This is a genomic window from Cellulomonas sp. NTE-D12 (assembly GCF_027923705.1).
GTDB lineage: Bacteria > Actinomycetota > Actinomycetes > Actinomycetales > Cellulomonadaceae > Cellulomonas.
Genome location: NZ_AP026442.1, coordinates 2,128,713 through 2,140,687 on the forward strand (window position 1 = coordinate 2,128,713; position 11,975 = coordinate 2,140,687).

General features: G+C 74.1%; 15 protein-coding genes. 7 read left to right on the top strand and 8 right to left on the bottom strand.

From position 1 onward, the window contains the following. Genes QMF98_RS09825 through fabG form a run of 3 tightly spaced genes read right to left on the bottom strand, consistent with a single transcriptional unit; the run spans nt 1 to nt 2,149 of the window. Nucleotides 1–549, bottom strand: coding sequence for a SixA phosphatase family protein (locus QMF98_RS09825; protein ID WP_337972891.1), 549 nt, complete (start codon nt 547–549; stop codon nt 1–3). Between the two features lie 32 nt (nt 550–581). Next, a complete protein-coding gene (fabI, locus tag QMF98_RS09830; protein WP_337972892.1) occupies nt 582–1,349 on the bottom strand; it encodes an enoyl-ACP reductase FabI in 768 nt (255 codons plus the stop codon). Between the two features lie 56 nt (nt 1,350–1,405). Continuing rightward, nucleotides 1,406–2,149 carry a 3-oxoacyl-ACP reductase FabG gene (gene fabG / locus QMF98_RS09835; RefSeq protein WP_337972893.1) on the bottom strand — a complete coding sequence of 248 codons (744 nt, stop codon included), beginning with the start codon at nt 2,147–2,149 and terminating at the stop codon, nt 1,406–1,408. 111 nt (nt 2,150–2,260) lie between these two features. Between fabG and QMF98_RS09840 the strand changes: the two genes are divergently transcribed. The 3 genes from QMF98_RS09840 to QMF98_RS09850 are packed head-to-tail and all read left to right on the top strand — an operon-like array spanning nt 2,261 to nt 3,962. Beyond that, on the top strand, nt 2,261–2,680 hold the full coding sequence (locus QMF98_RS09840; RefSeq protein ID WP_337972894.1) for a DUF3099 domain-containing protein: 420 nt from the start codon (nt 2,261–2,263) through the stop codon (nt 2,678–2,680). Beyond that, nucleotides 2,677–2,940 (top strand): hypothetical protein, encoded by a 264-nt coding sequence (locus tag QMF98_RS09845; protein WP_337972895.1) that lies wholly within the window; start codon nt 2,677–2,679, stop codon nt 2,938–2,940. Before QMF98_RS09840 ends, QMF98_RS09845 begins: the two co-directional genes overlap by 4 nt. Continuing rightward, nucleotides 2,937–3,962 (top strand): SURF1 family cytochrome oxidase biogenesis protein, encoded by a 1,026-nt coding sequence (locus QMF98_RS09850; protein WP_337972896.1) that lies wholly within the window; start codon nt 2,937–2,939, stop codon nt 3,960–3,962. The genes QMF98_RS09845 and QMF98_RS09850 overlap by 4 nt, the downstream gene beginning before the upstream one ends. 58 nt (nt 3,963–4,020) lie before the next feature. On the opposite strand, the gene abc-f is transcribed toward QMF98_RS09850, so the two are convergent. After that, complete coding sequence (abc-f, locus tag QMF98_RS09855) at nt 4,021–5,619, bottom strand: ribosomal protection-like ABC-F family protein (RefSeq protein WP_337972897.1); 1,599 nt, start codon at nt 5,617–5,619, stop codon at nt 4,021–4,023. Nucleotides 5,620–5,817: 198 nt separating this feature from the next. On the opposite strand from abc-f, the gene QMF98_RS09860 reads away from it, so the two are divergent. The 4 genes from QMF98_RS09860 to ypfJ all read left to right on the top strand — a co-directional run bounded on the left by QMF98_RS09860 (nt 5,818) and on the right by ypfJ (nt 8,827). Further along, entirely contained in the window at nt 5,818–6,501 is a 684-nt protein-coding gene (locus QMF98_RS09860; protein ID WP_337972898.1) for a biotin transporter BioY, read from the top strand. Further along, nucleotides 6,498–7,235, top strand: a complete 738-nt coding sequence (locus tag QMF98_RS09865) for an energy-coupling factor ABC transporter ATP-binding protein (protein ID WP_337972899.1) — start codon at nt 6,498–6,500, stop codon at nt 7,233–7,235. Before QMF98_RS09860 ends, QMF98_RS09865 begins: the two co-directional genes overlap by 4 nt. Further along, nucleotides 7,232–7,867 (top strand): energy-coupling factor transporter transmembrane component T family protein, encoded by a 636-nt coding sequence (locus QMF98_RS09870; protein WP_337972900.1) that lies wholly within the window; start codon nt 7,232–7,234, stop codon nt 7,865–7,867. Before QMF98_RS09865 ends, QMF98_RS09870 begins: the two co-directional genes overlap by 4 nt. 72 nt (nt 7,868–7,939) lie before the next feature. Beyond that, entirely contained in the window at nt 7,940–8,827 is an 888-nt protein-coding gene (gene ypfJ / locus QMF98_RS09875) for a KPN_02809 family neutral zinc metallopeptidase (RefSeq protein ID WP_337972901.1), read from the top strand. 112 nt (nt 8,828–8,939) lie between these two features. On the opposite strand, the gene QMF98_RS09880 is transcribed toward ypfJ, so the two are convergent. The 4 genes from QMF98_RS09880 to sufC are packed head-to-tail and all read right to left on the bottom strand — an operon-like array spanning nt 8,940 to nt 11,961. Then, a complete protein-coding gene (locus QMF98_RS09880) occupies nt 8,940–9,284 on the bottom strand; it encodes a metal-sulfur cluster assembly factor (RefSeq protein ID WP_263730930.1) in 345 nt (114 codons plus the stop codon). Then, nucleotides 9,281–9,787, bottom strand: coding sequence for a Fe-S cluster assembly sulfur transfer protein SufU (gene sufU, locus QMF98_RS09885; RefSeq protein WP_291762986.1), 507 nt, complete (start codon nt 9,785–9,787; stop codon nt 9,281–9,283). The genes QMF98_RS09880 and sufU overlap by 4 nt, the downstream gene beginning before the upstream one ends. An 11-nt stretch (nt 9,788–9,798) precedes the next feature. After that, a complete protein-coding gene (locus QMF98_RS09890; RefSeq protein ID WP_337972902.1) occupies nt 9,799–11,136 on the bottom strand; it encodes a cysteine desulfurase in 1,338 nt (445 codons plus the stop codon). 60 nt (nt 11,137–11,196) lie between these two features. Then, nucleotides 11,197–11,961 carry a Fe-S cluster assembly ATPase SufC gene (sufC, locus tag QMF98_RS09895; protein ID WP_337972903.1) on the bottom strand — a complete coding sequence of 255 codons (765 nt, stop codon included), beginning with the start codon at nt 11,959–11,961 and terminating at the stop codon, nt 11,197–11,199. Nucleotides 11,962–11,975 lie beyond the last annotated feature (14 nt).

Consider the following 11,975-nt stretch of genomic DNA (forward strand, 5'->3'; position numbering starts at 1 on the left):
TCAGGGTCGGTGCACGGCCACCAGCCGCGCACGGCCCCGACCCAGGTCCGGCCAGCCGTCGTACGGCCGCAGCACGCTCCACGCCGCCGTCGGCACACCGGCGCGCACCTGCGCCACCGCGGCCGGGTCCGACCCGAGCGCGGCGAGCACCGCCGACACCGCCGAGATGGACGGCTCGTGGCCGACCACGGCGACCGTCCGCGCGTCCGTGGGCGTGGTGCGCAACAGCTCCACGAGGTCGGCCGCACCCGCGTCGTACACGTCGTCGCTCAGCAGCAGCCGGGCGTCCGCGCCGGAGGACCGGGCGACCAGCTCCCACGTCTGACGGGTCCGCAGCGCCGACGAGCACCAGACGACGTCGGGCAGCAGCCCCACTGCCGCCCACCGGGTACCGACCTGCGCCGCCTGCCGGCGTCCCTCCAGCGACAGCGGACGTTCGTGGTCCACCACGCCGTGCGGGCGGTCGGCCTTGGCGTGCCGGAGGAGCAGCAGCGTGCGCGTCGGCGCGGCAGCACCTGGCTGCACAGCCTCGGTCTCGTCGTGGGCCACCTGGGTCCCCCTCCCCCACGGCGGCCCGCGGGCTACTGGCCCATCGCGTGCACGCCACCGTCGACGTGCACGATCTCACCCGTCGTCGCGGGAAACCAGTCCGACAGGAGCGCGGCGACCGCGCGTGCCGTCGGCTCCGGGTCGTGGACGTCCCAGCCGAGCGGCGCCCGGTCCGGCCAGCCACCCTCCATCGCCTCGAACCCCGGGATCGACTTGGCCGCGGTCGTGCGGATCGGCCCGGCGGACACCAGGTTCACCCGCACCCCCGACGGGCCCAGGTCGCGGGCCAGGTACCGGGCCGTGGACTCGAACGCCGCCTTGGCGACGCCCATCCAGTCGTAGACCGGCCAGGCGTAGCGGGCGTCGAAGGTGAGACCGACGACGGCCGAGCCGCGCACGAGGAGGGGCTGGGCCGCCACCGCGAGGGACTTCAGCGAGAACGCGGACACGTGCAGCGCGGTCGCCACGTCGTCCCACTGGCCGGCGAGGAAGTTCCCGCCCATCACGGACTGCGGCGCGAACCCGATCGAGTGCACCACGCCGTCCAGGTGGTCGGTGTGCTCACGCAGCCGGTCGGCGAGCGCAGCGAGGTCGTCCTCGCTGGTCGCGTCGAGCTGGACGACCGGGACCGGCTCGGGGAGCCGCCGGGCGATCACCTCGGTCAGCCGGAACTGCCGCCCGAACGAGGTGAGCACCACGTGGGCGCCCTCCTGCTGGGCCAGGCGGGCGACGTGGAACGCGATCGAGGTGTCGGTGAGCACCCCGGTGATCAGCAGCGACTTGCCGTCCAGCAGACCCATGGCGGGACCCTTCGTCGATCGGATGCGTCAGGTGTCAAAGGTCGCGAGGTCGGGCGTCAGTGGCCCATGCCGAGGCCGCCGTCGACCGGGATGACGGCGCCGCTGATGTACGAGGCGAGCGGGGAGGCGAGGAACTCCACGACGCCGGCGATGTCGTCCACGTCGCCGAAGCGGCCGGCGGGGATCGCGGCGAGGTACGCCTGCTGCCGCTCCTGCGGGAGCGCCTGGGTCATCGCGGTGTCGATGAAGCCGGGGGCGACCACGTTGGCGGTGATGCCGCGGCCGCCGAGCTCGCGGGTGACCGAGCGAGCCATGCCGACCAGGGCCGCCTTCGAGGCGGAGTAGTTCACCTGGCCGGGGCCGCCGTACAGACCGACGACCGACCCCATCAGGACGATCCGCCCGTGGCGCATCCGGATCATGCCCTTCGACGCGCGTCGCACCACCCGGAAGGCTCCGGCGAGGTTGACGTCCAGGACGTCGTCGAACTCCTGGTCGGTCATCCGCAGCAGCAGCTGGTCGCGCGTGATGCCCGCGTTGGCGACGAGCACCTCGACGGGTCCGTGGGCCGCCTCGACCTCGCTGAACGCCGCGTCGACCGACGCGGTGTCGCGCACGTCCCCCACGACGGCCAGCGCACCCGCCGGCGAGTCGGCGGTCCGGTCCAGGGTGGCGACCTTGTCGCCCAGGGCGAGGAAGCGCTCGGCGATGGTGCGGCCGATGCCTCGTCCGGCACCGGTCACGAGGACGCTGCGGGGAGCACGGGCCGGCTGGGGCTGGGTCTCGTCGGAGGCAGGCACGGGTCACGACGCTAGCCGACGACGACGGCCGGAGGCCGGAGGGCACGGCTAACGTCGGCCGGTCCGCTGTTGTGGAAGGTCCACAAGGGACCGCCGACCTAGGATCTGTGGGTGAGCACGCCGAGCGGGCTGCCGCCGGAGCAGCCTCCGGTGCACCGCATCACCACCGCACCACCCTCGCTGTCGGCCGACCAGTCCCGCCGGCAGCGCAGCTACCTGATCCAGATGGGCATCCGGGTGGTGTGCTTCGTCGGGGCGGTGGCCACGTTCCACCGGGTGCCCGTGGTGGTGACGGTGCTGCTGGTGATCGGCGCCGTGGTGCTGCCGTACACGGCGGTGCTGGTGGCCAACGCCGGTCGTGAGCGGCAGGCGCGCGACGCGTCGTTCCTCGACCCGCGGCTGATCGGTTCGTCGCGCACGGACGGCCGCCCGGCCGCACCAGACCCCAAGGACACCGGCACCACGGGCGACGGCACGGCGTCCCGTGCGACGCCCGAGGAACGACGACGGCAGGCCGGAGGAGACCGATGAGCGGGGCGGACCTGGGCACGGGCGTGCCGGACACGGTCGGCGAGCTGGTCTGCAGCGGGCGCGGCTGCCGTCAGCGGGCGGCGTGGGGGCTGCTGTGGAACAACCCGCGCCTGCACACCCCGGACCGGCGCAAGGTCTGGCTCGCGTGCGACGAGCACCGCGGCTCGCTGTCGGAGTACCTGCAGGTGCGGGCGTTCCTGCGGGACGTGGTGCCGGTCGGCGAGCTGGTGCAGTCGGACCAGGGCGGTCCCACACCGTGAGGCCGGCCGTCCGCCGGGCCGTCGGGCTGGTGCTGATCGGGGTCGTCGTGGCGGTGACCTGCACCTTCCTGGGTCGGTGGCAGTGGCACCGGCACGTGGTGAAGGACCGGCTGATCGCCGTCGTCCAGGCGAACTGGGCGGCAGCGCCGGTGCCGTTGAGCACCCTCGCGCCGCCAGGGGCCGGCCTGACGCCGGCGTCGGAGTGGCGCTCCGTCCGTGCGGAGGGTCACTACGTGCCCTCCGCCACGGTCCTGCTGCGCAACCGGCCGGTGGCGAGCCACTCGGCGTACCACGTGCTGGTGCCGTTCGTGACGCAGGACGGGTCCGTGCTGGTGGTCGACCGCGGCTGGGTGCCGATCGGCAGCAACGGGTCGACCGCGCCGACCCCTGCCGCCCCACCGGCCGGCACGACCACCCTGGTCGGCCGCGTGCGCATGCCGGAGGCCGCGTCGACCCGTGGGGCGCCGGCGGGTCAGGTGCAGTCGATCGACGTCCCGCAGGTGCTCGCGGCCGCCGGAGCCGCTGCCCCCGCCGGCACCGCGTACCCCTTCTACGTGGCGGTCTCGACCGAGGACCCCGCCCCGGCGCAGGCGCTGGGCACCCTGGACCCGCCGGACACGGACCCCGGACCCCACCTGTCGTACGCGTTCCAGTGGTGGGTGTTCGCCCTGGGCGGGTTCGCCGCCTGCGTGTGGTCCGCGCGGCGCGAGCTGTTGGAGGAGCGCCAGGAGCGCGCCGCCGCACCGGCACGGCGCGCCGGCGACGCGGACGGCATCGCGGCCACGAGCGCGCCGGTGGCCCACGACGCGGGGCGGGACGAGACGGCCGGCCCGACGACGGCACCGGCGGAGGGCTCCGGTGCGGCCGACGAGGGCCGTGCTGCGGCCGGGCCGTCGCACAAGCGGCCACGGCGCCGGCCCGGGCGTGACGAGCTCGCCGAGGACGCGTTGGTGGACGCGCAGCTCGGCGGCGGGTCGCCGGGCCGGGCACCCGGGCGTCCGGAGGACGCCGAGCCACGCTGAGCGGCGGCCGAGGCTCGGTACGGTCTCGGCCGCTCCGGGTGGTCCCGCGCGGGTGACGTCAGGCGAGGGCGATCAGGTCCAGGTAGTCCGGTCCCCACAGGTCCTCGGCACCGTCCGGGAGCAGCAGCACGCGCTCGGGGTTCAGCGCCGCGACGGCACCCTCGTCGTGGCTGACGAGCACGACCGCGCCCGCGTAGCCGCGCAGCGCGGCGAGGATCTCCTCGCGTGACGCCGGGTCCAGGTTGTTGGTCGGCTCGTCCAGCAGCAGCACGTTGGCGCTCGAGACCACCAGCGCCGCGAGCGCGAGCCTCGTCTTCTCCCCGCCGGAGAGCACGCTCGCGGGCTTGTCGGCGTCGTCCCCCGAGAAGAGGAACGAGCCGAGCACCGAGCGCACCTGCGTGTCGGTCAGGTCGGGAGCTGCCGAGCGGAGGTTCTCCACCACCGTGCGGGACAGGTCCAGGGTCTCGTGCTCCTGGGCGTAGTAGCCGAGCTTGAGGCCGTGACCAGGGCGGACCTCGCCGGTGTCGCTGGGCTCCAGACCGCCGAGGATCCGCAGGAGGGTCGTCTTGCCCGCGCCGTTGAGGCCGAGCACGACCACCTTGGACCCGCGGTCGATCGCCAGGTCGACGTCGGTGAACACCTCGAGCGACCCGTACGACTTCGACAGGCCCTCCGCCGTCAGCGGGGTCTTGCCGCACGGCGCCGGGTCGGGGAACCGCAGGTGCGCCACCTTGTCGGACGCGCGCACCTGCTCCAGGCCGGACAGCAGCCGCTCGGCGCGCTTGGCCATGTTCTGCGCGGCGACGGCCTTGGTCGCCTTGGCGCGCATCTTGTCGGCCTGCGCCAGCAGCACCGCCGCCTTCTTCTCGGCGTTGGCGCGCTCCCGGCGCCGGCGCTTCTCGTCCGTCTCGCGCTGGGTCAGGTAGGCGTCCCAGCCGAGCGCGTACTGGTCGATCACCCCGCGGTTGGCATCGAGGTGGAACACCTTGTTGACGCAGGCGCGCAGCAGCTCGGCGTCGTGGCTGATGACGACGAACCCGCCGGAGTACGCCTTGAGCCAGTCGCGCAGCCAGGCGATCGAGTCCGCGTCGAGGTGGTTGGTCGGCTCGTCGAGCAGCAGGGTCTGGGCACCCGAGAACAGGATCCGGGCGAGCTCCACCCGGCGGCGCTGACCGCCGGACAGCGTGCCGAGACTCTGCGACAGCACCCGGTCGTCCAGGCCCAGGTTCGAGGTGATCCGGTGGGCCTCGCTCTCGGCGGCGTACCCGCCGGCGGCGGTGAAGCGGGCCTCGAGGCGGGAGTACCGCTCCATCGCGGTCTCGCGGGTGGCGTCGTCGGCGCTGGCCATCGCGCCCTCGGTCTCCCGCATCGCCCGCACCACCTCGTCCAGCCCGCGGGCGGACAGCACGCGGTGCAGCGCCAGCTGGTCGGCGTCCCCCGTGCTCGGGTCCTGCGGCAGGTAGCCGATCTCACCGCCGCGGGTCACCTGACCACCCGTGGGCTGCCCCTGACCGGCGAGCACGCGGGTCAGGGTGGTCTTGCCCGCGCCGTTGCGGCCGACGAGGCCGATCCGGTCGCCGGCGGCGACGCGGAAGCTGGTGGGCTCGAGGAGGACGCGGGCGCCGATGCGCAGCTCCACGCCCTGGGCGACGATCACTGGTGGGTTCCTCCGACGACGGGCGCTCGGGCCTTGGGCCGGGGCACAAACGCCCGCCAGTCTACGACCGGCTAGCGTGACCGAGGTCCGAGCAGCCTCGCTGCCGGCTGCCGGTGCCACCGACACGACGAGGCCCGGGCCACGACTGCCAGACGCCTGACGCGTCCGACCACCCGACCCTGACGACCGGAGCAGCCGATGTCCAGCGGATTCCCCCACCCGACGCCCGCCGACGACGCCGCCACCGGAGGGGCCGGCACCGACCGGCTGGCCGCCGTCGGCGCCGGGGCCGATGCCGTCCTCCCCGCGCCCGTCAGCCGACGCTCCCCCGCCGGCGACATCGCCCTGGTGGGTGTGCTCGCGGCGTTCATCGCCGCCTGCGCGGTGCTGCCGCCGATCCCCACCGGCACGGCCGTACCGATCACGCTGCAGACGTTCGCCATCACGCTGGCGGGGCTGCTGCTGGGCGCACGGCGAGGCGCGCTGGCGGTCGCGCTCTACCTGGCGGTCGGGCTGGCGGGCGTCCCGGTGCTGGCCGGCGGCACCGGGGGCATCGGCGTGCTGGCCGGTCCGACGGTCGGCTACCTGGCGGCGTTCGTGCCGGCCACCGCGTTGACGGGGTGGTTCGCGGGACTCGCGCGCAGGGCCCGGCCGGCACGTCGGTTCCTTGTGCTCGCCGCGGCCGGGGTGGCCGCCACCTGGCTGGTCGTCCGACCGCTCGGCATCGCCGGCCTCGCCTGGCGCACCGGCATGTCGGTGCAGGCGGCGTTCGTCGTCGACCTGCGCTTCTGGCCCGGTGACCTGATCAAGTGCCTGCTGGCGGCGGCCGTCGCCGCGGCGGCGCTGCGGGCGTTCCCGGACCTGCTGCGCGACCGGCGGTGATCGAGCTCGACCGGGCGGAGGTGACCGTCTGGACCCCCGATCCGGTCAGCGGTCGCGACCGCACCGTCCGGATCCTCGGCCCCGTGACGCTGTCGATCACGGAGCGCAGGGTGGCCGTGGTGGGCGCGAACGGTTCCGGGAAGTCCACCCTCGCCCGGCTGCTCGACGCCCTGGTGCTGCCCTCCGCCGGCACGGTGCGGGTCGACGGTCTCGACACGGTGCGGGACGGGGCAGCGGTGCGCCGCCGGGTCGGCTTCCTGTTCACCGACCCCGACGCGCAGGTGGTGATGCCGACGCCGGCGGAGGACGTGGCGCTCTCGCTGCGCCGGACCACGGGCAGCGCCGCGGAGCGCCGCTCGGCGGCCCGCGCCTGGCTCGACCGGTTCGGCCTCGCCGACCACTCGGACCTGCCGGTGCACGCGCTGTCCGCGGGCCAGCGGCAGCTGCTGGCGCTCGCCGCCGTGCTGGCCACCGAGCCGGCGGTGCTGGTGTGCGACGAGCCGACCACCCTGCTCGACCTGCGGTGGCGGCGCGTCGTGGACCAGCTCCTCGACGCCCTGGAGCAGCAGGTGGTGCTGGTCACCCACGACCTCGAGGCGGCGGCGAGGGCCGACCGGGTGCTGGTGGTCGACCAGGGGCAGGTGGTCCACGACGGTCCCCCCGGTCCTGCCCTGGTGCGGTACCGCGAGCTGATGAGCGAGGCGCCGCGGGCCGCCGGGGTGCGGGCGTCGTGAGTCGCCGTCGGGGCCGCGGAGCCTGGACGGGACCGCTCGGTCTCTACGTACCAGGGACCAGCCCGCTGCACCGCCTGCCTGTGTGGGCGTCCCTCTGCGGCACGGCGGCGTTCACGGCCGCGGTCGTCCTGGTCCCGGGCCTGCCTGCCGCGGCGGCCGGTGTGCTGGTCGCGTCGGCCGCTGCCGCGGTCGCCCGCCTGCCGTGGCGCCGGGTGGTGCTCGGGCTGCGGCCGGGTCTGGTCGCCGCGGCGTTCGTCGGCCTCGGCCGCTGGTGGACCAGCGGAGCGGCGGCCGGCGTGGCCGCCGCACTGGACCTCCTCGCCGTGGTGCTCGCCGGCGTCGTGCTCGCGGCGACCACCCCGGCGGACGAGCTGGTGAGGGTGGTGACCGGTGCGACCGCCGGCCTGCGGCGGTTCGGCGTCCGGCCGAGCTCGATCGCGCTCGGGGTCGCCGTGATGCTGCGCAGCGTCCCCGTGCTGGTCCAGGTCCTCGGGGAGTCCGCCGACGCGGCGCGGGCCCGGGGTCTGGACCGGTCACCTCGCGCGCTCGTCGTGCCGGCGGGGGTGCGCACCGTCGCGCATGCACGACGGGTCGGGGAGGCGCTCGCCGCCCGTGGGCTGCCGGACGACTGAACCGCACCGACCCACCGCCGGTGCACCGGCCACCCGGTGGCCGCTCCTCCGATGCCGGGTTAGCGTCCCCGCGTGACCTTCCACGAGGGCGGCGACTTCGAGGGCGGCCGGGTGCAGAGCCGCGGACCCGGACGCGGCATCGCCATCGGCGGCGGCGTGACGGGGCTCGTCGTGGTCGTCCTGGTCACGCTGCTCAACGGTGGCAACCTCGGCGACGTGCTGAACGCCGTCGGCGGCGGGTCGCAGTCCGGTGGCACGTCGCAGGGCACCACCATCCAGCGCTGCTCCGCCGAGCAGGCGAACACCCAGCGCGACTGCCGGCTGTCGGCGACCGTGCAGGGTCTGGACGCCTACTGGCAGCAGGCGCTGGCCGCCCAGGGCACGCCGTTCAGCCAGCCGCCGGTCGTCTCGTTCACCTCCCAGACGAGCACCGGCTGCGGTGCCGCGTCGAGCTCCACCGGACCGTTCTACTGCCCGACGGACCGGACGGTGTACCTGGACCTGGGCTTCTACGACCAGCTGCAGAGCCAGTTCGGCGCCCAGGACGGACCGCTGGCGGAGATGTACGTCACGGCCCACGAGTACGGGCACCACGTGCAGAACCTGCTCGGCACGATGAGCAAGATCGACCACCAGGGCACCGGGGCGACGTCCGACTCGGTCAAGCTCGAGCTGCAGGCCGACTGCTACGCCGGCATCTGGATCGGCCACGCCGCGACGACCAAGGACCCGCAGACGGGGGTGGTGCTCCTCGACCCCGTGACACCGCAGCAGCTGTCGAACGCGCTGGCAGCGGCGCAGGCCGTGGGCGACGACCACATCCAGCAGCAGTCCGGCGGCGGGGTCGACCCGGACACGTGGACCCACGGGTCCAGCGCGCAGCGGGAGAAGTGGTTCACCACCGGGTACCAGAAGGGCACCCTGGCGGCCTGCGACACCTTCTCGGCACCGAGCCTCTGACAGCACCCGGACGCGCCGGGGCGCCCGGGGACGCGCGGCGTGACGTACGGGCACGCGGGGACGACGACGCCCCCGCGACCGGTGTCGCAGGGGCGTGCCGACGCGGCGGTGCTCAGATGTTGAAGCCGATGGCCCGCATCTGCTCGCGCCCGTCCTCGGTGATCTTCTCGGGGCCCCACGGCGGCATCCACACCCAGTTGATCCGGAAGGCGTCGACGATGCCGTCCAGCACCTGGGCGGTCTGGTCCTCGATCATGTCGGTCAGCGGGCAGGCCGCCGACGTCAGCGTCATGTCGATGGTGGCGGTGTTGGTCTGGTCCACCAGCACGCCGTAGACCAGCCCGAGGTCGACGACGTTCACGCCCAGCTCGGGGTCGATGACGTCGCGCATGGCCTCCTCGACGTCGGCTGCGGTGGCCGGTTCCGTGCGGGCGCCGGGGTTCTGGTCGATGCTCATGCGTCCTCCTGGGTACGGGCGCCGGACAGGATGAGGGCGTCGGACATGGCGACCCAGCCGAGCAGGGCGCACTTGACGCGTGCGGAGTAGCGGGACACGCCGGTGAACGCCGCGGCGTCGCCGAGCGCCTCCTCGGCGGCCTCGTCGTCCAGGCCCGCACCGCGCGACTGCATCAGCGCGCGGAAGGAGTCGTGCAGCGAGTCCACGGTGCGCAGGTCCTGGCCGACCACGAGGTCGTGCAGCACCGAGGCCGACGCCTGGGAGATCGAGCAGCCCTGGCCGTCCCAGCGCAGGTCACGCACCACCGGCACGGGGCCGCTGGTGTCCACGTCGACCCGGACCGTCAGCTCGTCGCCGCAGGTCGGGTTGACCTGGTGGGACACCCCGCAGGCGTCGGCGTGCTCGGCGATCGCCACCGCGACCGTCCCCGACCCCTCGGGCAGGCCGCGCCCGTGCGGGTACTTCGCGTGGTCCAGGATCACCTGCTGGTACAGCTGTTCCATCGAGCCGGAGCTCACTGGTCACCTCCGTGTCGGTGGACGCGAGCGTCGTCGTCCGCACCGAAGAACGCCCGGACCCCCGCCAGCGCTTCCCGGAACACCTCGATCTCCGTCTCGGTGGTGTACACGGACGCGGTGGCGCGAGCGGTCGCGGCCACGCCGAATCGGCGGTGCAGCGGCTGTGCGCAGTGGTGGCCGACGCGCACGGCGACTCCGGCGTCGTCCAGCACCTGGCCGACGTCGTGCGCGTGCACGCCGTCGACCACGAACGAGACCGTGGCCAGCCGGTCGCGGTTCTCGGTGGGGCCGATCACCCGCACACCGGGCACCGAGGCCACCGCGTCGAGCAGCAGGCCGGCGAGCCGCCGCTCGTGCCCCGCGACGGCCTCCATGCCCAGCTCCGCCAGGTAGTCCGCCGCCGCCCCCATGCCCACGGCCTGGGCGACCATCTGCGTGCCGGCCTCGAACCGCTGGGGCGGCGGTGCGTAGGTGGTGTGCTCCATGGTCACCACCTCGACCATCGACCCGCCCGTGAGGAACGGCGGCAGGTCGGCGAGCAGCTCGCGGCGGCCGTACAGCGCGCCGACGCCGGTCGGACCCAGCATCTTGTGGCCGGAGAACGCCGCGAAGTCCACGCCGAGCGCGTGCAGGTCCACCGGCAGGTGCGGGACGGACTGGCAGGCGTCGAGGACGGTGAACGCCCCGACCTCACGCGCCCGGGCGACGAACGGCTCCACCGGGGTGATGGCGCCGGTCACGTTCGAGGCGTGCGTGAAGGCCAGCACGCGGGTGCGGTCCCCGACCACGGTCGCGAGCTCGTCGACCCGGATCCGGCCGTCGTCGTCCACCCCGAGCCACCGCAGGGTTGCGCCCGTGCGGGCCGCGAGCTCCTGCCAGGGCACCAGGTTCGCGTGGTGCTCGGCCTCCGTGACGACGATCTCGTCGCCCGGGCCGAGCGCGAAGCGGCGTGCCGCCACCCCGCCGCGGCCGAGGCTCGCGTTGGACATCGCGTACGCGACGAGGTTGATCCCCGCGGTCGCGTTGGACGTCCAGACGAGCTCGTCGGCCGCCACGCCGACGAACGAGGCGACCCGGCCGCGCGCGTTCTCGAACGCCTCGGTGGCCTCCTCCGCGAGCTGGTGCGCACCGCGGTGCACCGCAGCGTTCCGCTGGGTGTAGAAGTCCTGCTCGGCGTCGAGCACCACCTCGGGCTTCTGCGAGGTCGCCCCTGAGTCCAGGTACACCAGCGGCCGACCGTCGCGCAGGGTGCGCGACAGCAGCGGGAAGTCCGCCCGCACCGCGGCGAGCTCCTCGGGGCTCAGGGTGCGGGTGGCGTCCAGCGTGCTGGTCATCGGTCCTCCGCTCGGACGACGGTCAGGGTCGGTCGGTGCGTGTCGGTCACGGGCACCCGCTCAGACGAGCGGGGCGCCCTGCGTGAAGCGGTCGTAGCCCTCGTCCTCGAGGCGGTCGGCCAGGTCGGAGCCACCCTCCTCGGCGATGCGCCCGTCGACGAAGACGTGCACGAAGTCCGGACGGATGTACCGCAGGATCCGCGTGTAGTGGGTGATCAGCAGCACGCCGACGTCGGTGTTGCTGCGCACCCGGTTCACGCCCTCGGAGACGATCCGCAGCGCGTCGACGTCGAGGCCCGAGTCGGTCTCGTCGAGGATCGCGAACTTCGGCGAGAGCAGCTCCATCTGGAGGATCTCGTGCCGCTTCTTCTCGCCGCCGGAGAAGCCCTCGTTCACGGACCGCTCGGAGAACGTCGAGTCCATCCGCAGGTTCTCCATGGCGGCGCGCATGTCCTTGACCCAGGTGCGCAGGGCAGGCGCCTGCCCGGAGACGGCCGTCTTGGCGGTCCGCAGGAAGTTCGACACCGAGACGCCCGGCACCTCGACCGGGTACTGCATGGCCAGGAACAGGCCGGCACGAGCGCGCTCGTCGACCTTCATCGCCAGCACGTCCTGGCCGTCCAGGGTCACGGAGCCGGACGTGACGTGGTACTTGGGGTGACCGGCCAGCGAGTAGGCCAGGGTCGACTTTCCGGAGCCGTTGGGCCCCATGATGGCGTGGGTCTCGCCGCTGTTCACGGTGAGGTCGACGCCACGCAGGATGGGCTTGGGGCCCTCCTTGGTCTCGACGCTGACGTGCAGGTCGGAGATCTGCAGGGTGGACATGGTTCTCCTCGTTC